Below are 25,905 nucleotides of genomic sequence, written 5' to 3' on the forward strand. Positions count from 1 at the left end.
CGTTACGAACCGGACGGCCGCTCCAGTTCGTGGCGCAGGTCCTCCAGCTCGCTGCCGCCGGCCATCTGGCGGGTCAACTCGTCCAGGGTGACGGAGTCCTTGGTGTGGGAGGCCGCCATGACGCCGCGCTTGAGGAGGACGAAACGATCTCCGACGAGGTAGGCGTGGTGCGGGTTGTGGGTGATGAGGACCACGCCGAGGCCCTGGTCACGTGCGGCGGCCACGTACTTCAGGACGACGCCGGACTGCTTGACGCCGAGGGCCGCGGTCGGCTCGTCGAGGACGAGGACCTTGGCGCCGAAGTGGACGGCGCGGGCGATGGCCACGCACTGGCGCTCGCCGCCGGACAGGGTGCCGATGGGCTGGTCGACGTCGCGCAGGTCGATGCCCATCCGCAGCAGCGCCGTACGGGTGGTCTCGCGCATCAGCTCGACGTCGAGGCGCCGGAAGGGGCCCTTGCCGCGGGTCGGCTCGGAGCCGAGGAAGAAGTTGCGCCAGACGGGCATCAGCGGGACGACGGCGAGGTCCTGGTAGACGGTGGCGATGCCCCGGTCGAGGGCCTCGCGCGGGCTGGCGAGGGCGACGTCCTCGCCCTCGACGCGGAAGCTGCCGGCGTCGTGCCGGTGCAGACCGGCGACGATCTTGATGAGGGTGGACTTGCCGGCGCCGTTGTCGCCGAGGACGCAGGAGATCTCGCCCGCGTTCACCTCCAGGCTGACGCCCTCGAGGGCCCGGATGTTGCCGTAGTACTTGCTGACGGCGTCGAGCTCGACGAGCGGCACGGTCTCGGTGGTCACTTGGTGGCCTCCACGCGCTTGCGGATCCAGGCGTTCAGCAGGGTCGCGAGCAGCAGCATCGCGCCCAGGAAGAACTTGAACCAGTCCGGGTTCCACTCCGCGAACACGATGCCTTTGCTGGTCATGCCGAAGATCAGGGCGCCCACCGCGGAGCCGATGGCCGACCCGTATCCGCCGGTGATCAGACAGCCGCCGATGACGGCCGCGATGATGTAGATCAGCTCGTTGCCGACGCCCTCGCCGGACTGGACGACGTCGAAGGAGAGCAGCAGGTGCTGGCCGGAGATCCAGGCGCAGAAGGCCACGCCCATGTAGAGGCCGATCTTGGTGCGGTAGACCGGGACGCCGACCGCGCGGGCGGCGTCGGCGCCGCCGCCGACGGCGAAGATCCAGTTGCCGAAGCGGGTGCGCAGCAGGATCCAGGTGGCGAGCGCGACCAGCGCGAGCCACCACAGGATGGTGACCTTGAGCTCGACGCCGCCGACGGTCCAGGTGGAGGCGAAGAGCTTGCGGGCGGACGGGAAGCCCTCCATGTCGGCGATCGACTTGGTGGAGACGGTGCCGCTGATCAGCTTGGTGAAGCCGAGGTTCAGACCGGTCAGCATCAGGAAGGTGCCGAGCGTGATGATGAAGCTGGGCAGCTTGGTGCGGGTCAGCATGAGGCCGTTGAACGCGCCGATGGCGAGGGTGACGAGCAGCGAGACGCCGACGCCCACCCATACGTTGGCCGTCATCTGGTAGCTGAACATCGAGGAGACCAGCGCCGAGGTGGTGACCAGGACGCCGGCCGACAGGTCGAACTCGCCGCCGATCATCAGCAGCGCCACCGGCACGGCCATGATGCCGAGGGTGGAGGCCGCGTAGAGCACGGTGCCGAGGCTGGAGGCGCGCAGGAAGCTGTCTGCGGCCAGTGCGAAGAAGACGAAGACGGCGAGTGCGCCGACGACCGAGCCGAGCTCGGGGCGGGCGAGCAGCTTCTTCAGCGGCGAGGTGCGCAGCAGCCGTTCGTCGACGTGGTCGAGGCCGTCCGAGGGCGGGGAGGCGGCGCTCATCGGGTGCCCCGCTCGGTGTAGTCCGCGAGCGCGCCGGCCTGGTCCTTGGTGATGATCTGCGGGCCGGTGAGGACCGGCTTGCCGCCGCCGAGGACGTCGGCGTTGTACTTGTACAGCCACAGCAGGTCGACGGCCTCGTAGCCCTGGAGATAGGGCTGCTGGTCGACGGCGAAGCCGAGGGTGCCGGCCTCCAGCGCGGAGGCGACCTTGGCGTTGAGGTCGAAGGTGTCGACCTCGGCCTTGCTGCCGGCGGACTTCCTGGCCTGGACGGCGGCGTCGGCGAACGGGGCGCCGAGGGTGACGACCGCGTCGATCGACGGGTCGGACTGGAGCTTGGCCAGGATGGAGGCCTGGACGTCGGGCATGTTGGTGCCGTCGACGTAGAGGTTCTGCAGCTCGCCGCCGAAGGTCTCCTTCGCGCCGGCGCAGCGCTGCTCGTGGCCGACGTTGCCCTGCTCGTGCAGCACGCACAGGGCCTTCTTGCGGCCGCGCCGGCCGAGCTCCTCGCCGACGGCCTGACCGGCGACGGTCTCGTCCTGGCCGATGTGGGTGAGGGCGCCGAAGGCCTTGGACTGGTCGGCGCCGGAGTTCACCGTGATCACCGGGATGCCGGCCTTGACGGCCTTCTCGACGGCGGTCTTCATCGCGTCGGGCTTGGCGAGGGTGACGATGATGCCGTCGACCTTCTTGGCCACGTAGGAGTCGATGAGCTGGGCCTGCTGCTGCGCCTCGTCGCTGTGGGCGTAGAGGAAGGTGACGTTGTCCTTGACGGCGGCCTGCTTGGCTCCGTTCTGGACGATGTCCCAGAAGGTGTCGCCGTCACCCGAGTGGGTGACCATGGCGAAGGTCCAGCGGGGGGTGTTCACGGCCGCCCGTCCCTGGGCGGCGGCCGCCTTGCGGGCGTCCTCCGCGCGCTTGCCGCCGGTGCTGCTGCATCCGGCGAGCGCGGCGGTCAGCGCCACCGCGAGCACGGCGCCGACGGCCGCGCGTACCCCTCCTGTGCGAACCCTGGTCACGAGGCCGTGCCCTCCTTTGTGTCCTTCTGCGTGCATTGCAGTATCGGTCATGGGGGTCGCGCCGATCTTCAGCGGGGCCTGTGGTGACCTACCCGCGGGCGAGCAGCTGGAACTCGAAGACGTGGCGGGAGGCCCGGTGGAGGTGGGAGCCGTGCCGGCGGCGCACGACGCGTCCCTTGTCGACGAGCGTCCGGATCGCCTGCCGCACGGTCGGGCGGGAGAGCCCGGGCCGCCGCGCGAGGTCGATCTCGTACGGGTGCGGACGCGGGTGGTCGTGGGGGTGCGGACGCGGGTGCGGGGCCGGCTCGGACACGGTCGGGAGGTTAGCCCCGGGCGCGGGAGACGGGAAGCGGTGGCGTCCGGTCGTCCTGACCTTTCCTTGACAGCGGGTGCGTTCCGAACCACCTTGGGGCCATGCGGATCGGACTGGTCGGGACGGGACGGATCGGGGCGTTCCACGCGGGCGTGCTCGCGCGGCATCCGGAGGTCGGGGCGCTGGTCCTCGCCGATGCCGACGGGGCGCGCGCCGCGCGGGTGGCCGGCGCGCTGGGCGCCGAGGCCGCGCCGACGGTCGAGGCGCTGTTCGGGCACGCGCTCGACGCGGTGGTGATCGCCTCGGCGACGGCCGCGCACGCGGAGCTGATCGGGCGGGCCGCGGCTGCCGGGCTTCCGGCCTTCTGCGAGAAGCCGATCGCCCTGGACGTGCCCGGGACGCTGGGCGCGCTGCGGGCGGTGGCCGAGGCTGGGACCGAGCTGCAGCTGGGGTTCATGCGGCGCTTCGACGCCGGTTACCGGGCCGCGCGGGAGGCCGTCGCGTCGGGGCGGCTCGGCCGGCTGCACACCGTACGGGCGGCGACCTCCGACCCGGCGCCGCCGCCGGCCGCGTACCTGCCGCTGTCGGGCGGGCTGTTCCGGGACTGCCTGGTGCACGACTTCGACATCGTGCGCTGGGTGACGGGGCGCGAGGTGGTGGAGGTGTACGCGACCGGTTCGGACGCCGGGCCGGCGATGTTCCGGGAGGCCGGCGACGTGGACACGGCCGCCGCGCTGCTGACGCTGGACGACGGCACGCTGGTGACGGCGACCGCGACGCGCTGCAACGGCGCCGGGTACGACGTACGGATGGAGCTGGCCGGCGAGCGGGCGCAGCTCGCCGTCGGTCTGGACGAGCGGACGCCGCTGGAGTCGGTCGAGCCGCAGGGCCCGCCGCCGCCCGGGAAGCCGTGGACCGGTTTCCTGGAGCGGTTCGGACCGGCGTACGAGGCGGAGCTGGACGCGTTCGTGGGGCTGGTGCGCGGGGAGCGGGCCAACGCGTGCGACGGGGTCGAGGCGCTGGCGGCGCTGCGGGTCGCGGAGGCGTGCGAGCGGTCACGGCGGGAGCGGCGGCCGGTGCGGGTGGCGGAGGTCCCCGGAGAGTAAGGGGTCAGCGGGTCACCAGACCACCGGGAGGTGGCGGGTGCCGCGGATGAGCATGCCGGGCAGCCATTCCAGCGGGCCGGCGTCGGGGTCGAGTTCCAGCCGCGGGAAGCGCCGCAGGAGTGTCTGGATCGCCGTCCTGCCCTCCAGGCGGGCCAGCGGGGCGCCGAGGCAGTAGTGGATGCCGTGTCCGAAGGCGAGGTGGCCGCGCGGGTCGCGCCGGATGTCGAAGCGGCCGGGGTCCGGGAAGCGGCCCGGGTCGTGGGCCGCGGCGGCGAGACCGACGAGGACGACCGCACGGGCGGGTATCTCGGTGCCGCCGAGGACGACCGGCTCCCGGGTGAAGCGGAAGGTGGCGTTCTCGACCGGTCCGTCGTAGCGCAGGCCCTCCTCGACGGCGCCGTCGATCAGTCCGAAGTCGGCCCGGAGCGCGGCGAGTTGCTCGGGATGGGCGAGCAGGGCCCGGACCGTGTTGGCGATCAGGTTGACGGTGGTCTCGTGCCCTGCGATGAGCAGCAGATAGGCCAGGGCGCGCAGTTCGGCGAGGGAGAGCCGGTCGCCGTCCTCGGCGCGGGTGGTGAGGAGGGCGGAGAGGAGGTCGTCGCCGGGCCCGGCGGCCCGCTTGTCCTCGATGAGCGCGTCGAGGTACGTGGCGAAGCCCTCGGCGGCCTCCTGCTCGGTCATGGCGCCGCTCGGGGCGACGAGTTCGTTGGACCAGGCGCGGAAGGAGTCGCGGTCGGCGGCCGGGACGCCGAGGAGTTCGCAGATGACGGTGATGGGCAGCGGGAAGGCGAAGGAGTCGACGAGGTCGGCGCGGCCGGCCGGCTCGATGGCGTCGAGGAGTTCGTCGGTGAGCTGCTGGATCCGCGGACGCAGCGCCTCGACGCGGCGGCCGGTGAACTCGCCGGCGACGAGCTTGCGCAGCCGGGTGTGGTCGGGCGCGTCGATGCTGAGCAGGTGCGGCCCCATGATCTCTTCCCGCACCAGGACGAGGTCGATGACGGAGGTGGACTTGGACAGCCGCTGGTCGGCGAGGGCCGCGCGGCCCTCCTCGTGGCCGACGACCAGCCAGGCCGGGATGCCGTCCGGTGTCAGGACCTCGTGGACCGGACCGGCCTCGCGGAGCTTCGCGTAATACGGGTACGGGTCCGCGGTGAAGTCCGCGCCGTACTCCCCCAGATCGATGACGGACATCGGCCCAGGCTACGTTCCGTCCTCACGCTCCGGGAGGTCGAGGAGCCCGGCGTCGTGGACCAGGAGCGCGATCTGGACACGGTTGTTGAGGCCGAGTTTGGCCAGAATCCGCGAGACATGGGTCTTGACGGTCGGGACGCTCAGGTAGAGGGCGGCGGCGATCTCGGCGTTGGAGCGGCCGTGGCCGACGGCGACGGCGACCTCCCGCTCGCGGTCGGCGAGCAGGGCGAGGCGCGCGCCGGCGGCGGCACGGCGGGGCGGCTCCTGCGAACTCCGTCTGCCCTGCGGGCCGTTCGGGTCCTGGGCGCCCTGCGGGCCGGTCACGACGTGGGTCATCAGCTGGCGGGTGACGGCCGGGGACAGGACGGGATCGCCGGCGGCCACCCGTCGTACGGCGGTGACGATCTCGGCCGGCGGGGTGTCCTTGAGGACGAAGCCGGCGGCGCCGGCCCGCAGCGCCCGCAGCACCTGCTCGTCGGCGTGGAAGGTGGTGAGCACGACGACCTCCGGCGCGCCGGGCCGGGCGCGCAGCTCCTCGGTGGCGGTCAGGCCGTCGACCGTCGGCATCCGGATGTCCATGAGGACCACGTCGGGAGCGTGCCGTGCGACGAGCGCGGGGACCTCGGAACCGTCGGCGCCCTCGCCGACGATCTCGATGTCCTCGGCGCCGCCGAGCATGAGGGCGAGGCCCGCGCGGACCAGGGGGTCGTCGTCGACGATCAGCAGCCGGATGGTCATGCGGGCCACGGTAGCCAGGCGTGGAGGGAGAAGCCGCCGTCGGGGTCGGGGCCGTGCTCCATCCGGCCACCGGCGAGCGTGGCGCGCTCGGTGAGTCCGATGAGGCCCTGGCCGGAGCCGGGCACCGGCGGGACCGGCCCGGCGGGCGCGGGATTGCGGACGTCGACGGTGAGCCCTTCGCCGGGGCGGCCGCGCAGGGTGACGGTCACCTCGGCGCCGGGCGCGTGCTTGCGGGCGTTGGTCAGGGCCTCCTGGGCGATCCGGTAGACGGTGCGGCCGGTGGCGGCGGGAACGGCGTCGGGATCGGTGACGGTGGTGTCGAGGACGACCTTCATACCGGCCTCCCGCACCTCGTCGACGAGGCTGTCGAGGGTGGCGAGGGTGGGCTGCGGGCGGTCCTCCGCGCCCTCGCCCGGGGACCTGAGCACGCCGATGATCTCGCGCAGGTCCTGGAGCGCCTCGTGGGCGCTGTCGCGGATGACGCCCGCGGCGCGGGCGACCTGCTCCGGCGGGGCGTCGGGCCGGAACTCCAGGGCGCCGGCGTGCACGCTGAGCAGGGTGAGCCGGTGGGCGAGCACGTCGTGCATCTCGCGCGCGATGGCCTCGCGGGCCAGCCGCTGCGCCTGCTCGGCCCGCAGCTCGGCCTCGGCCTCGGCGCGCAGGGCCCGGTCGCGCAGCGCCTCGACGAGCCGGCGGCGGGAGCGCACCAGCATGCCCCAGGCGGTCACGAGGAGGACGAGGACGACGCCGAGGGCGAGGGAGAGGACGACGTTGGTCGTGGGGTCGGGGCGGACGAAGACCTGGACGGTGGAGGCGGCCATGGCGAGCAGGCCGATCCAGGCGACCTGACGGAAGGGGCGGCGGACGGCCACGCCGAACAGCGCGGCGAGAACGGCGCCGCCCGCGGTCGGGGCGACGACGCTGACGAGGGAGAGGGCGACGGCGAGCCCGGCCGGCCAGCGGCGGCGCAGCCACAGCGCGCAGCAGGCGAGGCCGCCGACGATCTGGTCGACGAGGGCGACGGCCTCGCTGTTGTAGGTGGCGCTGGTCTCGGCGGCGATCAGCCCGACGAACGCGGCGAGCAGGAACAGGACGGTGTCGACCACCCAGTCCCGCACGGTCCGCCGCGGCCGCCGCCCCTCCGTCCGGTCGGGACCGCCGCCGCGGGCGGCCTCGACCAGGTGGGAGGGCAGCAGCCAGGTGCGGTTCATACCGGAAAATGTATGCGGGCGAGGGCCCTGGCGCGGTGGTGGAGCCGGCGGCCGATACCAAAGTCGCGCGGGTCGAGACTTCGGTCGTACGGGGCGGACGGCGACCGGATACCGACGGCCGACGCGGACCGGCCCGCCCGGCGATCATGCTCGGGGCATGAAGAGGTTTCTTGAGGTCACGGGTTTCCTGGTGATGGTCGTCGGCGTGTGCGGAGTGATCCGTGAGCTGACCGACGGGTGGTTCCGGCTGTTCGGCGTGACCCGTTTCCTGACGGAGGGCGTCCCGTTCCTCCAGGGCCACGAGCTGTTCGCGAACATCGTGATCGCGGCCCTGGGTTTCGTGCTGCTGGTGATCTCGGACCGGGTGAGGACCTGACCGGCCCTCGAGCCCGGGCGCGCGTCTAGGCGGCGTCCGTCCCGGTGACGAGGGCGGCCAGGCGGTCGGTCACCGAGCCGCGGACGTAGACGATCGCGCCGGCGACCGCGAAGGGCAGCGAGGCGCCGAGCAGGCCGAGGAGTTCGGGCCAGTCGCGCGTCTCGTAGCAGGCCTGGTCGTGCACGTAGTCGTCGGTGAGGACGGTGCCGCAGCCGTTGCCCGCACTCGTCTCGTACGGCGTCAGCAGGAGGACCGCGAACCAGACCCACAGCAGCGCGGCGACGGTCAGCAGGCCCAGGCCCCAGCCCTGGGCGCGGACGGCCCGGGCCCGGATCGCGGTGACGGACTGCGGGGCGGCGGGACGGATCTGGGGCGTGGTCATGACAGGGCAGCCTAGCGGGCGTCCTGGTCGGCGGCCCGGCGGCCCCAGCCCGTACCCGCGAGGACGAGGACCGCGCCCGCGAGTCCCAGGACGCCGGGCCGGTCGCCGGCCAGGGCGATGCCCGCGGCGGCCGCCCACAGCGGCTCGGTGCCGAGCAGCAGGCTGACCCGGGACGGGGAGGTGCGGCGCACCGCCCACATCTGCACGAAGAAGGCGAAGAGGGTGCAGAAGACGGACAGGAAGAGCAGGCCCGCCCACGCGCGCGGCCCGAAGCCGGCCGCCACCGACCAGGGCGTGGCCCCGGTCCCGGGCACCGCCGCGAGGACCGCGAAGACGGCGACGGCGGAGCCGAGTTGGACGGTGGTCAGGGACAGCGAGTCGGCGTCGCGGACGGCCTTGATCCGGGACATCGCGAGGACGTGCACGGTACGGGCGACGGCGGCGAGCAGCATCAGGAGGTCGCCGGCCGACGGCGCGGTGAAACCGCCACCCTGGGTGAGCAGGACCACGCCGGCGACGGAGAGCGCGGCGGCGGCGAGGAAGGACCGGGACGGGCGGACTCCGGTGAGCGCGGCCTCGGCGAGCGGCGTGAGGATCATGGTGAGGCTGATGATCAGGCCCGCGTTGGTGGCGGAGGTGTGGACGACTCCGTACGTCTCCAGGAGGAAGATCCCGGCGAGGATCAGTCCGAGGACGCCGGCCCCGCGCCACTGGGCGGCGTTCAGGGCGCGCAGCCGGCGCCGTCCGGCGACGGCGAGGACCGGCAGCACCACCGCGAAGCGCAGCACCAGGACGGCCAGGACGGTCTGGCCGGTGGTGATGCCCTTCGCCGCGAGATAGCTGGCGCCCCAGACGACGGCGACGAGCAGCACGGGCAGATCGGTGAGCCAGGCGCGGCGCGGTGCGCCGAGTGGTACGGGTACGGCGGCGGACGTCATCTGCGGGCGGTCTCCCACTCGAGGGGCGGGGTGGAGACTTCGGCGGCTCACACGCGGGAACGATCACCGTATCCGCAGCGGACGGTGGTGGCTACACCTTTCTTCGGCGGCCGCCGTGCGAGCGTTCCGGCGACCGGCAGGTCCTCAGAAGCTGCCGTACGTGGGGCGGCCCGCCAGCTCGTAGGTGTGGATGGCGACGCCCGTGCCGGTGGTGCGGGTGTCCGTGAGCCGGAAGGCGCTGGGTGTGACGCCCTCGGCGAAGAGACGGCGGCCCTTGCCGAGGACGACCGGGTAGACGAGCAGGTGGAGCGTGTCGATCAGGTCGTGCGCGAAGAGGGTGCGGGCGAGGCCGGCGCTGCCGTGCATCTGGATCTCGCCCTGCAGGCCGCCCTTGAGGTCCGCGACCTCCTGCGCGACGTCGCCGCCGAGGACGGTGGTGGTGGGCCAGTCGGCGTGGGTGAGCGTGGTGGAGGCGACGTACTTGGGCAGGCCGTTGAGCTTGCTCGCGACCGGGTCGTCCGGGTCGGTCTGCTGCGGCCAGTAGCCCGCGAAGATCTCGTAGGTGCGGCGGCCGAGGAGGAAGGCGGTGGGCCGCCGGAAGACCTCGGTCATGAAGCGGCCGAAGTCCTCGTCGTCGTACGGGACGGACCAGCCGCCCTGGTCGAAGCCGTCGCCGGTGTCCTCCTCGGGACCGCCGGGTGCCTGGTGGACGCCGTCGAGGGTGAGGAACTGGGTGAGGCTGAGCGTGGCCATGACTGCCCTTCTCTCCTCCGGATCTTCCGGGACTCCGGCTTCCGGTCCATCGTGTCTCACCGGTACCGACCGCGCCGCCCGGCGGCGCGCGCCGCGGTGATCACGTCGGCGTCCGATTCCCGCCAGCGCGCACACCGCCGCCCGCGTTTGATTGAACTCGCAACGACAACCGACGTACGAGGAGTTCGAGATGTCCAGCATGAGCGGCAAGGCGGTTCTGATCACCGGCGGCAGCCGGGGCATGGGCGCGGCGACGGCCGTCCGGCTCGCCCAGGAGGGCGCGGACGTGGCCTTCACCTACGTCCAGGGCGAGGAGCGGGCCCGCGAGGTCGCCGCCCGCATCGAGGCGGCCGGCGGCAAGGCGCTGGCGCTGCGCGCGGACGCCGGGGACGCGGGCGACGCGGCCGGCGCCGTGGACTGGGCCGCGGACGCGCTCGGCCGGCTCGACGTGCTGGTCAACAACGTGGGCGTCGGCGTCCTCGGCCCGCTGGAGTCCCTCACCCTCGCCGACGTGGACCGCGTACTCGCGGTGAACGTCCGCGCCGCGTTCCTGGCCTCGCAGGCGGCGGCCGCGCGCATGGAGGCGGGCAGCCGGATCATCACCGTCGGCACCTGCATGACCCAGCGGGTGCCCGGCCCCGGCGGCACGCTGTACGCGACGAGCAAGGCCGCGCTGGTCGGCCTGACCAAGGCGCTCGCGCGGGAGCTGGGCGGTCGCGGCATCACCGCGAACATCGTCCACCCGGGCCCCACGGACACCGACATGAACCCGGCGGACGGTCCCTACGCGGAGGGCCAGGCGTCGATGACGGCCCTGGGCCGTTTCGGCACCGCCGACGAGGTCGCCTCCATGATCGCCTTCCTCGCGGGCCCGAACGCGGCCTACGTGACGGGCGCCGAGTTCTCGGTGGACGGCGGCCACGCGGCGTAGCTCCACCCCGATCACCCGGCGAGTGAGCCAAAGGGCGCGCCGGGGGAACGGACCCGAGCGCGCGGAGCCTCCCCGGCGAGTGAGCCGAAGGGCGCGCCGGGGGAACGGTCCCGAGCGCGCGGAGCCTTCCGAGGAACGAGGGAGGCGAGCACGTACGGGGCCGTGAGCCCGGCCAAAAGCGCCCGGAGGCGAACCGAGCCGCAAAAAAAGGGGCGAGTGAGCCGAAGGGCGCGCCGGGGGAACGGTCCCGAGCGCGCGGAGCCTTCCGAGGAACGAGGGAGGCGAGCACGGTCGGGTCCGTGAGCCCGGCTCACAGCGCCCGGAGGCGAACCGAGCCCCAAAAGAAGGGGGGCGAGGGCGCACCGGTGCTGTCGGGTCGGTGCGCCCTCGTGTGCCGGGCGGGGTGTCGTGCCCGCCCAGTCGGTGGGGAGCGGGTGGCGTCAGCCGCCCAGCTCCTGGTGGCGGGCCGTCAGCCGCGCCCTGCCCGCCTCGGTGAGGGAGCCGAAGAGACGGAGGCGGGAGATGCCGCCGTCGGGGAAGATGTCGATCCGGACCCGGGAGCCGACCGCCGGCGTGTCGAGCACGAAGCGGTGGTTGGTGTCGGGCTGGAGGCGGGTGCGGGGCAGGATCTCGGTCCAGTCCTCGGAGCCTTCGGCGGCCACGGAGAGCGCGGCCCAGCCGGCGCTGTTGCCCTTGAGGTACGCGGTGTCGATCTCGACGGCGCGGATCTCGGACTCGGCGGCGAGGCTGTAGCGGATCCAGTCGTTGCCCTTGTCGCGGCGGCGGCGGGTCTCCCAGCCGTCGTCCATCTTGCGGGAGCGGCCGGGCTGGATGGTGTTGGTGGCCGGGGAGTAGAAGCGGTCGGAGGCGTCCTCGACCTGGCCGCCGTTCTCGAGGGCCGCGAGGTCGAAGGTGCCGAGCACGCCGAGCCACTTCGGGTCGGGGGCGACCTCGCCGTACACGCGCAGGCGGGCGATGCCGCCGTCGGGGTGCTGGTTGACGCGGAGGTGGGTGAAGCGCTGCTCGACGTCGACGGCGAAGCCGTTGGCGGCGTGGCCGCCGATGGCGGTGCGCGGGACGAGGGTGGTCCACTTCACGTCGTCGGCGAGGAGGTCCTCGGGCGAGGGCGAGCCGGCGACGGAGGTGGCCTCGACGGAGACGGCCTGCGGGTAGTTGCCGCGGAAGTGGGCGGTGTCGACGACGATGCCGCGGATCACGCCGGGCGCGCCGAGGCGTACGAGGGCCCAGTCGTGGTCGTCCTCGGTGGGGTGCGGCACGTCGGCGGAGACGCCGCGGCGGCGGCGGGTCTCCCAGCCGTCCATGATCTTGCCCTTGTGGCCGAAGTGCTCGGGGTCGAACTCGGCGGCCTCGGGCTTCAGCAGGTTCTCGCGCTCGGCGAAGAACTCGTCGTTGGCGGCGATCACGCCCGCGCCCAGGCGGCGGTCGGCGAGGTCCGCGTACTGGGTGAAGGGGAAGTCGGCGGTGCGGTAGTCGGCGTACGGGTCACCGCCGCCGTAGGGGCTGGCGTCGCCGGTGAAGGAGGGTATGCCGGTCACGGTTCAGTTGTTCCTTTCGAGGAGGCGGCCGGAGGGCTCGGCGAGGGTGCCGCGGTCGACGATGCGCTCTCCGCGCAGCCAGGTGGAGGTGACGACGCCGTGGAGGGTTCGTCCGGCGTAGGCGGTGACGCGGTTGCGGTGTTCGAGCCCGGCCGGGTCGACGGTGAAGGTGGCGTCCGGGTCGATGACGGCGAAGTCGGCGTCGCGTCCGGCTTCGATGGCGCCCTTGCGGGTGAGGCCGGCGAGGCGGGCGGGGGCCTCGGACATCCAGCGGGCGACGTCGGTGAGGTCGTGGCCGCGGCGGCGGGCTTCGGTCCAGATGGCGGGCAGGCCGAGCTGGAGGGAGGAGATGCCGCCCCAGGCGGTCGCGAAGTCCGGGGTCTTGAGGTCGGCGGTGGACGGCGAGTGGTCCGAGACGATGCAGTCGATGGTGCCGTCGGCGAGGCCTTCCCAGAGCAGGTCCTGGTTGGCGGCTTCGCGGATGGGCGGACAGCACTTGAATTCGGTGGCGCCGTCCGGGACCTCCTCGGCCGTGAGGGTGAGGAAGTGCGGGCAGGACTCGACGGTGATCTTCACGCCCTCGGCCTTGGCGGCGGCGATGAGCGGCAGCGCGTCGGAGGAGGACAGGTGCAGGACGTGGACGCGGGCGCTGAGCCGCCGGGCCTGGTTGATCAGGTTCTCGATGGCGGTGTTCTCGGCGACGCGGGGCCGGGAGGCGAGGAAGTCGGCGTACTTCTCGCCGGCCTTCTGGGGCGCCGCGGCCAGTTCGTGCGGGTCCTCGGCGTGCACGATCATCAGGCCGTCGAAGCCGGCGATCTCGGCCAGCGAGGCGGCCAGCTGGTCCTGGTCGAGCTGCGGGAACTCGTCGACGCCGGAGGGCGACAGGAAGCACTTGAAGCCGAAGACGCCGGCGTCGTGCAGCGGGCGGAGGTCCTTGACGTTGTCCGGGAGGGCGCCGCCCCAGAAGCCGACGTCGATGTGGGCCTTGCTGCGGGCGACGTCCTGCTTGGTCCGCAGGTTGTCGACGGTCGTGGTGGGCGGCAGCGAGTTGAGCGGCATGTCGACGAGGGTGGTGATGCCGCCGGCGGCCGCGGCGCGGGTGGCGGTCCAGAAGCCCTCCCACTCGGTGCGGCCGGGGTCGTTCACATGGACGTGGGTGTCGACGAGTCCGGGCAGGACGACGTCGTCGCCGACGTCTTCCAGCCGGGCGCCGGCCGGTACCTCGGCGTCGTACGGCAGCACGGCGGCGATCGTGCCGCCGGAGACGGCGATGGCCGCGGGCCGCGTCCCCTCGGGGGTGATGACGCGTGTCGAGCGCAGTACCAGGTTGACGTCCACCCGTACCCCTTCCAGCAGAAATTCAACGAACTGTTGAAGGAGTCTGCGGCCGAGACGACATGTCGTCAAGGGCACACTTCCAGCATGAGACGCCGCGCAACCCCGCTTGGACGTTTCCATGAAGTGGAATGAGAATTTCGTACAGTAGAACGTAGCTCCGCACATGCGGGGCGGACCAGGACCCCTCAGGACAGCCGCCGACACCGGACAAACACCCCCTGACCGGCCCGGACGTCACGACCTGGGCCGTGTGCCCGGCCGGACGGCCCGGTAGGCTGCAGCCTTGCCCGCCTGCCCCGAAAGGACCGTTGACGTGCCGACGTCCAGCGCCAGCACCACCGACGCCGCCAAGCCCGCCGCCGCGAGCGGAGGCGTCCAGTCCCTCGAGCGTGCCTTCGACCTCCTGGAGCGGATGGCCGACGCCGGCGGCGAGGTCGGGCTGAGCGAGCTCTCCGCCAGCAGCGGACTGCCGCTGCCCACCATCCACCGCCTGATGCGCACCCTCGTGGCCTGCGGCTACGTCCGCCAGCAGCCCAACCGACGGTACGCCCTCGGGCCCCGCCTGATCCGGCTCGGCGAGTCCGCGTCCCGGCTGCTCGGCACCTGGGCCCGGCCGTACCTGGCCCGGCTGGTCGAGGAGACCGGCGAGACGGCGAACATGGCGCTGCTCGACGGCGACGAGATCGTCTACGTCGCCCAGGTGCCCTCCAAGCATTCCATGCGCATGTTCACCGAGGTCGGCCGGCGGGTCCTGCCGCACTCCACCGGCGTCGGCAAGGCGCTGCTCGCGCACACCCCGGCCGACGAGGTACGCGCGCTGCTCGCCCGCACCGGCATGCCGGCCGCGACCGAGAAGACCATCACCACGCCCGAGGGCTTCCTGGACGCGCTCGCGGCGGTGCGCGAGACGGGCTACGCGGTCGACGACAACGAGCAGGAGATAGGAGTCCGCTGCCTCGCGGTGCCGGTCCCCAACTCCCCCACCGCGGCGGCGATCTCCATCTCCGGCCCGGCGGGCCGCGTGACGGAGGCGGCGACGGAGAAGATCGTCCCGATCCTCCACCAGGTCGCGGAGGAGCTCTCGGCGGCCCTGGCGAACACGGCGGCCAACGGCCAGGCCTGACGGCCGGCACGGCCGGCACGTACGCGAGAGGGCGCCCGGAACCAGGTTCCGGGCGCCCTCTCGCGTATGTCAGGCCCTGACACGGGGCCGGCGGACCGTCCCGCGCCAGACCGCCGAGGTCGACCGTCCCGCGCCAACCGCGACATCGGCCCCGTCCCGCGTCGCACCGCCACATCGGACCGCCGCGTCGGACCGCCACATCAGACCGTCGCGTCGAGTCGCCGCGTCAGACCGCCCCGTCGGCTGGGCCCCGCCCAGCCGCCGCTCAGACCCTCACGTCCTGCGTCAGCCGCCCGTCCGTCACCGTCGCCACGCGGGCCGCCCGGCCCACGTGCGTGCGGTCGTGGGTGACCAGGACCGTCGCCGTGCCCCGGTCCGCCGTCAGGCGGCCGAGCAGGTCCATGACCGCGGCGCCCCGCTCGTGGTCCAGGGCGCTGGTCGGCTCGTCGACCAGCAGGATCGACGGCTCGTTCATCAGGGCGCGGGCGATGTTGACGCGCTGGCGTTGGCCCCCGGACAGCTGGTGGGGCCGGCGGTGCGCCTGCTCGGCGAGGCCGACCGCGTCGAGCAGCGCCAGGGCCCGGTCCCGTACGGTACGCGGCCCGCGCCCGGACAGGTGCGCCATGACCTGGAGCTGTTCGACGGCGCTGAGCGAGGGCAGCAGGTTCGGCTGCTGGAAGACGATGCCGATCCGCTCCCGCCGCAGCCGGGCCTTGGCGGCCGCGGCGAGCGGGCCCGTGTCCGTGCCGGCCACCACCACCCGGCCCCGGTCCGGCGTCACGAGCGTCGCGGCCACCGCGAGGAGGCTGGACTTGCCGGAGCCGGACGGTCCGACGACGGCGGTGAGGCAGCCCGCGGGCACCTCGAGCGAGACGGCGTCGAGGGCGGTGAGACGGCCGTCGCCGTCCGGGTAGGTCAGGGTCACGTCGTCCAGGACGAGGCTCATCGCGCGCTCCCGAGGGCGGTCAGCGGGTCGACGGCGGTGATCCGCCGGATGGACAGGGCGGCGCCGAGCACGCCGAGCACGATCATCACGGCGGCCGGGCCGAGGACGGTCAGCGGCTGGAGCACGAAGGGCACGTCGCCGCCGCTGATCAGCACGCCGAAGCCGACCGCGAGCCCGGTGCCCAGCAGCGTGCCCGCCGCGAGCATGACCACGGCCTGGCCGAGCGCGTCCTTGAGCAGATACGGCGTGGAGGCGCCGAGCGCCTTGAGGACGGCCACGTCACCGCTGCGCTGGATGGTCCAGACGGTGAAGAAGGCTCCTATGACGAGCGCGGAGATGACGAACAGGAAACCGCGCATGAGCTGCAGCGATCCGTTCTCGGCCTGGTAGGACCCTATGGCGGTGAGGGCCTCGTCGGGTGTCTTCGACGCCGTGCGGGCCGCGGCGTCGCCGGCCGCCCAGTCCACGCCGCTGCCGCGCAGCGCGATCACGGTGGCCTGTGCCTCCCGGGTGGTGCCGCCGTGGCCGAGCTGCTGCCAGTCGTCGAGCGAGGTCCACACGACGGGCGTGTGGCTGTACGACGCGTCGCCGGCGACCGCCGCGACCGTCACGTCCAGGGTGCCGAGCCGCACCGTGTCCCCGGCCCCGACGCCCAGCTCCTCGGCCGCCGACCGGGCGAGGACCACCCGCCCGGGTCCGGGCCGGGTGCCTTCCGGTGCGAGTCCCGAGCCCGGTTCCGTGCCGAAGGCGGAGAGCGCGGCGGTGCGGTCGCCCGCGGAGGCGTTCAGGGTGCGGATGCCGAGCGGCGCCGCGGACGTCACGCCGGGCCGGGCCGCCCAGTCGCGCCACTGGGACTCGGCGACGGCCGAGTTGGTGAACGAGACCGACTGCCCGGCGGGCGGGGCCGCGAAGGCCAGCCGGTCCGCCGGAAGGCCGGTGATCGCCGAGATGTTCTCGCGCGCCAGCCCGGCGGTCAGTCCCGACAGCAGTCCGACGAGCAGGGTGATCAGGACGATCACCGTGCCCATCAGCGTGAATCGCCCCTTGGCGAATCTCAGGTCTCTCCATGCCACGAACATGGGGCCAAGCCTGCTGGCCGGGGGCCGCCCGGGGCATCGCGCCACGGATGGCTCCGTAATCAAACTTTCGGTTGAGTCCGGATTGTCCGTACCGGCCGCGGGCCCCGCCTACCCTGGATCCATCATGGATCCCCGCTCGCTGACCCCTGCCCTGCGCGTGCTGCGCCTCTGTCTCCATCTGCTGACGGCGGGCCTGCTCGTCCTCGCGGCGCTGCGCGCGCACACGCACGCGGGCGTCGCGGCGGCGGCCGTCACCGGCGCGGTGTACGCGGCCGGGTCCGTGCTCCGGCCGGTGCGGGAGTCGCAGCGGGCGGCGGCCTGGTGGCTCGGTGCGCTGTGTCTGTCCTGGCTGGTGCTGCTGTGGCTGACGCCCGAGGGCCTGTGGGTCGCCTTCCCGCTGTACTTCCTCCAGCTGCACCTGCTGCCGGCGCGCTGGTCGCTGCCGGCCGTGGCGCTCACGGCGTGCGCGGCGATCCTGTCGTACGTCCGGCACGGCGCGGCGCTCAATCCGGGTGTGTTCATCGGGCCGCTGCTCGGCGCGGCGGTCGCGGTGGCCACCGTGCTCGGCTACCAGGCGCTGTACCGCGAGAGCGAGCGGCGCCGGCGGATGGTCGAGGAGCTGATCGCCACCCGGGCGGAGCTGGCGGCGGCCGAGCGGCACGCCGGAACGCTCGCCGAGCGGGAGCGGCTCGCCCGGGAGATCCACGACACCCTGGCCCAGGGCCTGTCGTCGATCCAGCTGCTGCTGCGGGCCGCCGAACGGGCCCTGCCGGCGGGCTCGCCGGCCGCCGGGCACATCGACGAGGCCCGGCGGGCCGCGCAGGACAATCTGGCGGAGGCCCGGCGCTTCGTCCGGGCGCTCGCGCCGCCCGACCTGGAGCACGGGTCGCTCGCCGGAGCGCTGGAGCGGCTGTGCGGGACGGCGGGACCGGACGGTCCGCGGGTGCGGTGCTCGGTGAGCGGGACGCCGGCCGAGCTGCCCACACCGTACGAGGTGGCGCTGCTGCGGATCGCCCAGTCGGCGCTCGCGAACACCGTGCGGCACGCCGCGGCCTCGCGGGCCGAGATCACCCTGTCGTTCATCGGCGGCTCGGTGACGCTGGACGTGGTGGACGACGGCAAGGGCTTTGAACCGGCTTCCGTACGGCCCTCCTCGGAGGGCGGCTTCGGGCTCACGGCGATGCGCTCGCGGGCCGAGTCGCTGGGCGGCTCCTTCACCGTCGAGTCGGCGCCGGGCCAGGGCACGGCCGTCGCCGTGTCCCTCCCGCTGCCCCACCCCCACACCCTTCCCCATCCCCTCCCCCGCGCCGTTCCCCGTCCCGTTCCTCGTCCCGTTCCTCTTCCCGCCGGTCCCGCTGGAGCTGACGCATGACCATCCGACTCCTGCTCGCCGACGACCATCCGGTGGTACGGGCCGGGCTGCGGGCCGTGCTCGACACGGAGCCCGACTTCGCCGTGGTCGGCGAGGCGGCGACGGCCGAGCGGGCGGTGGAGCTGGCCGCCGCCGGAGGCATGGACGTGGTCCTGATGGACCTCCAGTTCGGCGCCGGGATGCACGGCTCGGAGGCGACGGCCGCGATCACCGCCGTACGGGGCGGGCCGCGGGTGCTCGTGCTGACCACCTACGACACGGACGCGGACATCCTCGCGGCGGTGGAGGCCGGGGCGTCGGGCTATCTCCTGAAGGACGCGCCGCCGGAGGAGCTGGCGGCGGCGGTGCGCACGGCCGCGGCCGGCCAGTCGGCGCTCGCGCCGGCGGTGGCGCACCGGCTGATGGACCGGATGCGGACGCCGGCGGAGGCGCTGACCAAGCGGGAGCTCGAGGTGCTCCAGCTGGTGGGCGAGGGCCTGTCGAACCAGCAGATCAGCAAGGCGCTGTTCCTGAGCCAGGCGACGGTGAAGTCCCATCTGGTGCACATCTTCGCCAAGCTGGGCGTCGACTCCCGCACGGCGGCGGTCGCGGCGGCGACGGCCCGCCGCCTGATCAGACGCTAGGTGCGTCGGCCCGCGGCGTCACGCCCGCTTGGCGGACGTGCGCTTGGTGGCGGTGCGCTTCGTCGCGGGGCGCTTCGGCTTGGCGGAGCTCACCTTCCGGCTCCGGGGCGCGGAGCGAGCCGCCGGCTCCTCGGCGGACTCGGGCTCGGACTCGGGCTCGGACTCGGGCTCGTCGGCGGTCCGGGCATGGGCGGCGGAGGTGCCGGGCCCGCCGCCGGTCCGCCACTTCAGCTCGATCTCCAGCTCGATCTCACCGTCACCGACCTCGACCTCCACCTCGGTGCGGAACTTGTCGGGGATCCGCAGGCTCAGCGTTCCCGCGCCCAGCGCGAGGTCGGCCTCGCCGCCCTCCCGGAACGCTTCCGCGAGCGCGGCCAGCTGGTCCGCGGCCTCGTCGCGGGTCAGTGAGCGCTTCTGTTCGAACTTCAGGTCCTTCACGGCTGCCTCCTGAGGACTGACCGGGCCCCGGGCCGGGGCCGGGGCCCGGATCGGGCCGGGACGGGCGCGGTCAGCGCAGGTCGCTCCGGCCGCCGGCGGTGTCGTCCCTCATCCAGTTGACGCACAGGGCCCAGATGATGAATCCGGACATCGCGATCATGATCACGGACCACACCGGGTAGTACGGCAGCGAGAGGAAGTTGGCGATGATCACCAAGGCGGCGATGGCCACGCCGGAGACCCGCGCCCAGGTCGCCGTCCGGAACAGTCCGATGCTGACGAGCACGGCGACCACACCCAGCGCCAGGTGGACCCAGCCCCACCCGGTCAGGTCGAACTGGAACACGTAGTTCGGCGTGGTGACGAAGACGTCGTCCTCGGCGATCGCCATGATGCCGCGGAAGATGGCGAGCAACCCCGCGAGGGCGAGCATGACCGCGGCGAAGGCCGTCAGTCCCTCGGCCCACGCGTACTTGGCCGAATGCATCCGGGGAGTGTGTGTGGCGGTCATCTCGGTTTTCCTTTCCCTGTCCTCCCGTGCTCAGCCACGGGAGGCGGCACCGGTGCCGGAGGCCCCGGCGGATCCGGCGGATCCGGCGGACGAGGCGGACGAGGCGGACGAGGCGGCCGCGGACGGGCCGCTGTCGCTCAGGACCAGCTGCTTGGCCCGCTGGAACTCCTCTTCGGTGATGTCGCCGCGGGACCGGAGCTCGGACAGCCTGGTGAGTTCGTCGGCGCGGCCGGCGCCGCCGCTGCCGCCCGCGGTCTCGCGGACGTAGGCGTCGAACGCCTCACGCTGCTTGCGCGCGTGGGTGATCTCCCGGTTTCCCATGGACTTGCCGCGCGCGATGACGTAGACGAACACACCGAGGAACGGCAGCACGATGACGAACACCAGCCAGCCGGCCTTGCCCCAGCCGCTCATGGTGTCGTCGCGGAAGATGTCGACGATGATCCGGAAGAGCAGGACGAGCCACAGGATCCACAGGAAGAACCACAGCATGCTCCAGAACGCGCTCAGCAGCGGGAAGTCGTAGGCGAGATTGGTGCCCATCTCTGTGCTCCGTTCCGGATCGGTTCGGTTCGGGTCCCGGGTACGGTTCCGGGCTCTCCTCAGCGTGCGCGGCCCGGGCGGGTCAGGCGTCACCCGGGACGGGTGAGCGCGGTCGCGTGCGGGGCGTGCCCGGGGCCGCGCGATCCGCTCACTCCGGCAGGCGCCGCAGTTCCACCACCTGCAGTCCGAGCGACTGGAAGCGGGCCAGCAGTCCGTAGAGGTGCGCCTCGTCCACGACGGGGCCGTACAGCACCGTCTGGCCGGAGATCACCACGTGTTCGAGCTCGGGGAAGGCGCTGGTCAGCGTCTCCGACATGTGCCCGTCGACACGGATCTCGTACTGCATGCTCCGATGGTCCTTCCCCGGAGCCCCGGTCGGCCTCACCCTTCCGGGGTGCCTGTGGCGGCGGCCGGGCTCGTGGCCGGCAGCCCGCGCGTCACCAGGAAGCTCGCCAGGGTGATGCCTCCGGTCGCGAGGACGGCCGCCTTCAGTCCGGCGAGCTGGGCCGAGGCGTAGGAGTCGGTGACGGCGTCCACCTCGGCCGGCGGGAGCCCGGCCCGCTCGGCCGCCGAGCGGACCTGGCCGGTGGAGACGAAGCTGACGCCGGATTCCAGGGCGATGCTCGTCTCCTGGCGTGCCTGCTCGGAGAGGCGCGGGTCCTGTTCGACCTGCGTGGTGAAGGCATGGGCGAGGGCGCCGATCAGGATCGACCCGATGAGGGCCGTGCCCAGCGCGGATCCCAGGTTCTGGGCGGTGAACTGCAGGCCGCCGACCTCGCTGCGCTCCTGCTCCCCCGCGCTCGACTGCACGACGTTGCCGAGCTGCGAGGCCAGCATCCCCATGCCCAGGCCGAGCAGCGCCATGGCCCCGAAGAACTGGGCGTCGTCGATCGTCGGGTCGATGGTGGCGAGCAGCCAGGCGATCGCCGCCACCAGCAGCACCAGGCCGGCGCGCACGACCCGGCGCGGGCCCGCCCGGCGGCCGAGCCGGGCGCCGCCCAGGGAGGCCACAAGCATGGTGACGGAGACCGGCAGCAGCCGCAGCCCCGTCTGGAAGGCGTCGAAGCCCTGCACCACCTGCAGATACAGCGGGATGGCGAAGAACAGTCCCAGCAGGATGAGGTTCTGGCTCAGCAGCGTCGTCAGCCCCGAACGCAGCGCGGGCCGGTGGAGCAGCGACAGGTGGACCAGGGGCTCCTCGCCGCGCTCCTCCCGCCGCCGCTGCCAGATCCGGAAGAGGCAGAGCAGGGCCACGCCGGCCGCGACGACGAACAGGGTCGGGGCGAAGCCGAACACCGTGAACGGGGGATCGCGGGGCGCCACCCAGCCCCAGGTGGTGCTCTGCAGCACTCCGAGGACGGAGACGCCCAGTCCGGCCGCCGACAGGACGGCGCCGACGGTGTCCAGGCCGGGGGGCCGGTCCGTCCGGGGGCGTTCGGTGATCGCCCGGCGGAAGAGCAGCACGCCGAGGACCACCACGACCTCGCCGGCGAAGACCAGCCGCCAGGTGAGGTACGTGGTCACCCAGCCGCCGAGCAGCGGCCCGACGGCGATGCCGGCGCCGGCGAGGCCGCCGATGACGCCGTACGCCACCGAGCGCTCCCGGCCGCGGTAGGACTCGGCGACGAGGGCCGCCATCGACGGCAGCACGAGGGCCGCGCCGAGCCCTTCGACGACCGACCAGCCCACGGCGAGGACCCACAGGACGGGCGCGGCGGCGGTCAGGGCCGAGCCGGTGCCGTAGACGACCATGCCGATCAGGAACGTGCGTCGGCGTCCCAGGATGTCCCCGATCCGGCCGCCGATGATCATGAAGGCGGCCATGACCAGGGCGTACAGGGTGATGACGGCCTGGATCGAGGTCACCTCGGTGTCGAAGTCCTCCACCAGCTGGCTGATGGAGACGTTCATGACGGCGGTGTCCAGGACCATCAGGAACTGGGCCGCTCCCAGGACGATCAGAGCCCGCCAGTGCTTCACCGTGTCCACCTCATCGGGTCCGCCTTCGCCGTGGCCGCAGGTCGCCCGTGGCCGCCTTCGCCGTGGCCGTCTCGCCGCTGCCATCGCATCCGAATCTCCGGCCGGCCGCCTCACCCGCCGAGGGTGAGCGGGCCATGACGGGGGCGCCGAGCGGTCCGAGCGGTCAGAGCGGTCCGAGCGGATGCCGAGCGGTCAGAGCAGATCCAGGTCGCGCGCCCGTCGCACGGCGTCGTTGCGCCGGTGGACGGACAGCTTCCGGTAGGCGCTCTTGAGGTGGGTCTTCACCGTGTTGACCGACAGGTAGAGATCGGCGGCGATCTCCTCCGTCGACATCATCGCGGCGAGCCGGCGCAGCACGTCGCGCTCCCGTTCGCTCAGCGGCTCGAGCAGCGGCCCGGCGTCGTCCCCGGCCCTGGCCCCGGCCCCGGCCCCGGCCGCGGCGACGCCCGCGCGCCGTGCCTCGGCGCGCGGCGCGGCCGCCGGAACGAGCCAGCCCTCGGCCAGCGTCCTCAGGGGCGCCGCCGTCAGGAAGGGACCGAGCCAGGGACCGGCCTCCAGGAAGGGCCGCCGCAGGCCCTCGGGCCCGGCCTCCCGCAGGGCCCGGTCGAGCAGCCGGTGTACGGCTATGAGGTCGCCCTCCAGTCTCGCGGCCTGGGCCCGCACCAGGGCGGCGCGCACGGTCACCGCCGGGCCGATCCGTCCGCGACCGGGAAGGCCGTCGAGCAGGACGAGGGCCGCGGCGCGGTCGCCGGCCGCCAGACGGGCCCGCGCCGCCCCGACCAGGCCCATCGGCTGGTCACCGGCCACCGCCTCCAGCAGCTCGGCGGCGGCCTCCGGGTGGCCTTCGGCCAGGCGGGCGGCCGAGGCGTCCAGGAAGGCGTGGCCGCGCGCCCACGGGGAGTCCTCGTCGGCGGGGATGTGCTGTTCGGCGGTGGCCAGAGCGGCGCGGTGACGGCCCCGGGCCAGGAGGAGCCGGGCGGTGGCGACGCGGCGTACGGCGGCCGTCACCGGGTCCGGCGCCGGGGTGTCCGGCAGCCGTTCGAGCAGGGACTCGGCGTGGTCCAGTTCGTCCCGCTCGACCGCGACCGCGGCGAGGACCGGCTGTCCGGGCCCGGGGCCGGCGGGGAGGGCGAGGCCGAAGCGTTCCGTCTCGTCCGTCGCCGCCCGGACCTTGCGTTCCGCCGCGCCGGGCCAGCCGTGGAGGTAGTCGATGAGGGCCAGGTGCTCCAGGGCCTCCCTGCGCGGCAGCGCCGTGGCCGCGAGGCCTTCGCCGTGGGTCACACCGATGAGGGCCTCCCGCGCCTCGTCGAAGAGTCCGGCCCACAGCCGGGCCGCGCCCAGATGGGTCCGCAGCAGGGCGACGAGTTCGGGATGCTCGTCGAGCAGCGGGGCGGGCAGCGCCCTCAGCTGTTCGGCGGCGGCCCGGGCGGCGTCTTCCGTCCGGTGCACGGAGCCGGCCAGGCGGCCCGCCAGCGCTTCGAGCAGCGCGCAGCTGGCCAGGGCCGCGGCGGAGTCCTGGGCGTCGGCGGGGTCGCGGGCGTCCGCGGTCAGCTGTTCCTCGGCGTGCCGGAGGTGGGCCAGGCCCCGCTCGAGGTCGTGCCGGGACAGGTCGCGCGCGGCGCGGACGAGGTCCTCCGCCGGGCTCGGCTCCGCCCGGTGGGCGGCCCGGTTCGGCGACTCCGCCCGGCGGGTGGGGCGGTTCGGCGACTCCGCCCGGCGGGTGGGGCGGTTCGGCGGCGCCGCCTCCAGGTCCGCGAAGAGCTCCCGCAGCGCCTCGGCGCGCGGGCCGGAGAACAGCTGTCCGATCGCCAGGTCGTCCACCAGGGCCCCGGCGGCGAAGGCCCGGTCGCCGGCGGCGGAACCGTGGGCCAGGGTCTCGTGCAGCGCCCCGGAGTGGCGCAGCCAGCGGGCCGCCCGCCGGTGCAGGTGCCGTTCCAGGCCGGGAGAGCGGCTGCGCAGATGGGTGCGGAGGATCTCGCGGAACAGCGGATGGAGCCGGTACCAGCCGTGCCCGAAGTCCTCCACGAACGCGTTGTCGCGGAGCAGTCCGGCCAGGATCGGTTCGGCGTCGTGCCGCCCGGTCAGGGCGTCGGCGAGCTCGGGCCGGAAGCGGTCGAGGACGCTGACCCGGAGCAGCAGGTCCCGGGTCCGGGGCGGCTGGCGCTCGAGCACCTCGGCGAGCAGGAAGTCGGCGACGGTGCTGCGGCCGGCCTCGAACTCCTTCAGAAAGACCTCCGGGTCGGGACTGCCCCGCGCGGCCATGGCGCACAGCCGGAGGCCCGCCGCCCATCCCCGGGTGCGCTCCACCAGGGCCCCGGCCGCCGCGGCGGACAGGTGCAGGCCGTGCAGCTCCAGGAGGGTGACCGCCTCCTCGACGGTGAAGGCCAGGTCGGCGTCCCGGATCTCGGTGGTCTCGCCGGCCACCCGGTAGCGGTGCAGCGGGAGGAGCGGCTCGGTGCGGGTGACCAGGACCAGGCGCAGTCCGGGCCCGCCGTGGTGCAGGACGAACTCCAGCTGCCGTGCGATCTGCGGGTCGGTCGTCCGGTCGAACTCGTCGATCACGACGGTCACCGGCCGGTCGCGGCCGGCGAGCTCCGCGGCGAGCCGGGCCGGCAGCGCGTGGTCGACCCGGCCCGCGCGGGCGGGCGCGCCGACCGCGGCGGGCATCGGCACGCCGCCGGCCCGCAGGGCCTGGAGGAAGTGCGACCAGAACATGCCGGGGCCCTGGATCGCCGCGTCGACGGTCAGCCAGGCGACGGGCCCGTCGAGGCGGGAGGCCCAGTCGGCCGCCAGCAGCGTCTTGCCGGCACCGGCGCATCCTTCGACCAGCGTCAGCGGGGTCCGCGGCGCCTGCCCGAGCCGCTCGGTCAGCCGCGCGCGCCGCAGGAAGGTCGCGGGCCTCGCGGGCGGGACGAAGCGGGTGCGCAGGAAGGGATCACCCAGCGGGTCGACGCCGGCGCCGGCCGGTCCGTGCGGAGGCTCACCGCGCACTGCCCTCACGCTCGCCACCACCCTCCGATCGGAACCCGGGGCGGAGTCCGTCCAGCTCCAGTCTCGCCGCAACCCGGCTCTCCGGCCCGCCGTCGGCCCGGAGGCCGGACAGGGCCGGGACCGGGACCGGGCCGGGGTCAGGACCGCGACGGGGCCGGGACCGGGGCTCGGACCTGGCCGGGACCGGGCCGGAAGCCGGGACCGGAACGGGGCGGCCTCGAACGGTGCTCCCGACGCTCAGGCGCCCGGGTGGACGTCGCGGGGCGGGTGGCCGGGGGCAGGGGGGCCGAAGAGTTCGACGGCGCGGCGGACCTCCGCGAGGCCGTCGGCGAGGGCGCTGACGGAGCCGACCGCGCCCGCGATCAGGAGCAGGGAGCGGCGCAGCCGCCGTACCTCGGGCGCGCCGCCGGCCACCATCGCGTCCAGCGCGGCCAGCTCGTCGTCGGCGATCCCGCGGTCGGTGAAGTCGGCGCGGTGCCCGGCCAGCTCGCGCCGGAGCCGGGACACGGCGGCCCTCAGTTCGACCACCCTGGGGTCCCCGCGGTCCACGCCCTCGCCGGTCACTCGCCTCTGCCCCACGCTTCGCAACATGGCTCCGCCC

At 73.8% G+C, this 25,905-nt stretch carries 27 protein-coding genes; 6 read left to right on the plus strand and 21 right to left on the minus strand.

What is annotated here, in order from left to right:
* Positions 1-2: 2 nt before the first annotated feature.
* From ACIGO8_RS09430 to ACIGO8_RS09445, 4 genes are all read right to left on the minus strand, one after another.
* Positions 3-797, minus strand: a complete 795-nt coding sequence (locus ACIGO8_RS09430) for an ATP-binding cassette domain-containing protein (RefSeq protein ID WP_399726368.1) — start codon at positions 795-797, stop codon at positions 3-5.
* Entirely contained in the window at positions 794-1,849 is a 1,056-nt protein-coding gene (locus tag ACIGO8_RS09435) for an ABC transporter permease (RefSeq protein ID WP_399726371.1), read from the minus strand. Before ACIGO8_RS09435 ends, ACIGO8_RS09430 begins: the two co-directional genes overlap by 4 nt.
* Positions 1,846-2,865: a sugar ABC transporter substrate-binding protein gene (locus tag ACIGO8_RS09440; protein ID WP_399726373.1), complete on the minus strand. Its 1,020-nt coding sequence runs from the start codon at positions 2,863-2,865 to the stop codon at positions 1,846-1,848. The genes ACIGO8_RS09435 and ACIGO8_RS09440 overlap by 4 nt, the downstream gene beginning before the upstream one ends.
* 88 nt (positions 2,866-2,953) lie before the next feature.
* Positions 2,954-3,178 (minus strand): hypothetical protein, encoded by a 225-nt coding sequence (locus tag ACIGO8_RS09445; protein ID WP_399726376.1) that lies wholly within the window; start codon positions 3,176-3,178, stop codon positions 2,954-2,956.
* A gap of 101 nt (positions 3,179-3,279) precedes the next feature.
* Between ACIGO8_RS09445 and ACIGO8_RS09450 the strand changes: the two genes are divergently transcribed.
* Complete coding sequence (locus ACIGO8_RS09450; protein WP_399726378.1) at positions 3,280-4,284, plus strand: Gfo/Idh/MocA family oxidoreductase; 1,005 nt, start codon at positions 3,280-3,282, stop codon at positions 4,282-4,284.
* A 12-nt stretch (positions 4,285-4,296) separates the two neighbouring features.
* Here the strand turns inward: ACIGO8_RS09450 and ACIGO8_RS09455 are convergent, their stop codons facing one another.
* The 3 genes from ACIGO8_RS09455 to ACIGO8_RS09465 are packed head-to-tail and all read right to left on the minus strand — an operon-like array spanning position 4,297 to position 7,424.
* Positions 4,297-5,475 carry a cytochrome P450 gene (locus tag ACIGO8_RS09455; RefSeq protein WP_399726381.1) on the minus strand — a complete coding sequence of 393 codons (1,179 nt, stop codon included), beginning with the start codon at positions 5,473-5,475 and terminating at the stop codon, positions 4,297-4,299.
* A gap of 9 nt (positions 5,476-5,484) precedes the next feature.
* On the minus strand, positions 5,485-6,213 hold the full coding sequence (locus ACIGO8_RS09460; protein ID WP_399726384.1) for a response regulator: 729 nt from the start codon (positions 6,211-6,213) through the stop codon (positions 5,485-5,487).
* Complete coding sequence (locus tag ACIGO8_RS09465) at positions 6,210-7,424, minus strand: histidine kinase (RefSeq protein ID WP_399726386.1); 1,215 nt, start codon at positions 7,422-7,424, stop codon at positions 6,210-6,212. Before ACIGO8_RS09465 ends, ACIGO8_RS09460 begins: the two co-directional genes overlap by 4 nt.
* Before the next feature lie 157 nt (positions 7,425-7,581).
* Between ACIGO8_RS09465 and ACIGO8_RS09470 the strand changes: the two genes are divergently transcribed.
* Complete coding sequence (locus ACIGO8_RS09470) at positions 7,582-7,800, plus strand: hypothetical protein (protein WP_399726388.1); 219 nt, start codon at positions 7,582-7,584, stop codon at positions 7,798-7,800.
* Between the two features lie 25 nt (positions 7,801-7,825).
* On the opposite strand, the gene ACIGO8_RS09475 is transcribed toward ACIGO8_RS09470, so the two are convergent.
* From ACIGO8_RS09475 to ACIGO8_RS09485, 3 genes are all read right to left on the minus strand, one after another.
* A complete protein-coding gene (locus ACIGO8_RS09475; protein ID WP_399726391.1) occupies positions 7,826-8,182 on the minus strand; it encodes a hypothetical protein in 357 nt (118 codons plus the stop codon).
* An 11-nt stretch (positions 8,183-8,193) separates the two neighbouring features.
* Positions 8,194-9,120 (minus strand): DMT family transporter, encoded by a 927-nt coding sequence (locus ACIGO8_RS09480; protein WP_399726393.1) that lies wholly within the window; start codon positions 9,118-9,120, stop codon positions 8,194-8,196.
* A gap of 144 nt (positions 9,121-9,264) precedes the next feature.
* Positions 9,265-9,873, minus strand: coding sequence for a dihydrofolate reductase family protein (locus tag ACIGO8_RS09485; protein ID WP_399726396.1), 609 nt, complete (start codon positions 9,871-9,873; stop codon positions 9,265-9,267).
* Between the two features lie 190 nt (positions 9,874-10,063).
* Between ACIGO8_RS09485 and ACIGO8_RS09490 the strand changes: the two genes are divergently transcribed.
* Positions 10,064-10,804 (plus strand): SDR family NAD(P)-dependent oxidoreductase, encoded by a 741-nt coding sequence (locus ACIGO8_RS09490; RefSeq protein ID WP_399726398.1) that lies wholly within the window; start codon positions 10,064-10,066, stop codon positions 10,802-10,804.
* A gap of 440 nt (positions 10,805-11,244) precedes the next feature.
* On the opposite strand, the gene alc is transcribed toward ACIGO8_RS09490, so the two are convergent.
* Both alc and allB read right to left on the minus strand, forming a co-directional pair.
* Positions 11,245-12,360: an allantoicase gene (alc, locus tag ACIGO8_RS09495; RefSeq protein ID WP_399726401.1), complete on the minus strand. Its 1,116-nt coding sequence runs from the start codon at positions 12,358-12,360 to the stop codon at positions 11,245-11,247.
* A 3-nt stretch (positions 12,361-12,363) separates the two neighbouring features.
* Complete coding sequence (gene allB, locus ACIGO8_RS09500) at positions 12,364-13,698, minus strand: allantoinase AllB (RefSeq protein ID WP_399726404.1); 1,335 nt, start codon at positions 13,696-13,698, stop codon at positions 12,364-12,366.
* A 313-nt stretch (positions 13,699-14,011) separates the two neighbouring features.
* Between allB and ACIGO8_RS09505 the strand changes: the two genes are divergently transcribed.
* Complete coding sequence (locus tag ACIGO8_RS09505) at positions 14,012-14,821, plus strand: IclR family transcriptional regulator (protein WP_399726407.1); 810 nt, start codon at positions 14,012-14,014, stop codon at positions 14,819-14,821.
* Positions 14,822-15,086: 265 nt separating this feature from the next.
* On the opposite strand, the gene ACIGO8_RS09510 is transcribed toward ACIGO8_RS09505, so the two are convergent.
* A complete protein-coding gene (locus ACIGO8_RS09510; protein ID WP_399726410.1) occupies positions 15,087-15,767 on the minus strand; it encodes an ABC transporter ATP-binding protein in 681 nt (226 codons plus the stop codon).
* The gene (locus ACIGO8_RS09515; RefSeq protein ID WP_399726413.1) at positions 15,764-16,846 is read right to left on the minus strand and encodes an ABC transporter permease; all 1,083 of its coding nucleotides are present in this window, start codon (positions 16,844-16,846) and stop codon (positions 15,764-15,766) included. Before ACIGO8_RS09515 ends, ACIGO8_RS09510 begins: the two co-directional genes overlap by 4 nt.
* A gap of 124 nt (positions 16,847-16,970) precedes the next feature.
* Between ACIGO8_RS09515 and ACIGO8_RS09520 the strand changes: the two genes are divergently transcribed.
* Both ACIGO8_RS09520 and ACIGO8_RS09525 read left to right on the plus strand, forming a co-directional pair.
* Entirely contained in the window at positions 16,971-18,218 is a 1,248-nt protein-coding gene (locus tag ACIGO8_RS09520) for a histidine kinase (protein ID WP_399726415.1), read from the plus strand.
* On the plus strand, positions 18,215-18,841 hold the full coding sequence (locus tag ACIGO8_RS09525; RefSeq protein WP_399726418.1) for a response regulator: 627 nt from the start codon (positions 18,215-18,217) through the stop codon (positions 18,839-18,841). Before ACIGO8_RS09520 ends, ACIGO8_RS09525 begins: the two co-directional genes overlap by 4 nt.
* Before the next feature lie 18 nt (positions 18,842-18,859).
* On the opposite strand, the gene ACIGO8_RS09530 is transcribed toward ACIGO8_RS09525, so the two are convergent.
* The 7 genes from ACIGO8_RS09530 to ACIGO8_RS09560 form a co-directional block, all read right to left on the minus strand.
* Positions 18,860-19,279, minus strand: coding sequence for an amphi-Trp domain-containing protein (locus tag ACIGO8_RS09530; RefSeq protein WP_399726421.1), 420 nt, complete (start codon positions 19,277-19,279; stop codon positions 18,860-18,862).
* A gap of 70 nt (positions 19,280-19,349) precedes the next feature.
* Positions 19,350-19,790, minus strand: coding sequence for a hypothetical protein (locus tag ACIGO8_RS09535; RefSeq protein ID WP_399726424.1), 441 nt, complete (start codon positions 19,788-19,790; stop codon positions 19,350-19,352).
* A 30-nt stretch (positions 19,791-19,820) separates the two neighbouring features.
* Entirely contained in the window at positions 19,821-20,333 is a 513-nt protein-coding gene (locus ACIGO8_RS09540) for an SHOCT domain-containing protein (RefSeq protein ID WP_399726427.1), read from the minus strand.
* Positions 20,334-20,481: 148 nt separating this feature from the next.
* Positions 20,482-20,679, minus strand: coding sequence for a hypothetical protein (locus ACIGO8_RS09545; RefSeq protein ID WP_399726431.1), 198 nt, complete (start codon positions 20,677-20,679; stop codon positions 20,482-20,484).
* Positions 20,680-20,714: 35 nt separating this feature from the next.
* Positions 20,715-22,313, minus strand: a complete 1,599-nt coding sequence (locus ACIGO8_RS09550) for an MFS transporter (RefSeq protein WP_399726824.1) — start codon at positions 22,311-22,313, stop codon at positions 20,715-20,717.
* Positions 22,314-22,505: 192 nt separating this feature from the next.
* Positions 22,506-25,304, minus strand: a complete 2,799-nt coding sequence (locus tag ACIGO8_RS09555; protein WP_399726434.1) for a LuxR C-terminal-related transcriptional regulator — start codon at positions 25,302-25,304, stop codon at positions 22,506-22,508.
* 237 nt (positions 25,305-25,541) lie between these two features.
* Positions 25,542-25,895 (minus strand): DUF5955 family protein, encoded by a 354-nt coding sequence (locus tag ACIGO8_RS09560; protein ID WP_399726437.1) that lies wholly within the window; start codon positions 25,893-25,895, stop codon positions 25,542-25,544.
* Between the last annotated feature and the right edge of the window lie 10 nt (positions 25,896-25,905).

The organism is Streptomyces sp. NPDC053493 (assembly GCF_044544825.1).
GTDB lineage: Bacteria > Actinomycetota > Actinomycetes > Streptomycetales > Streptomycetaceae > Streptomyces.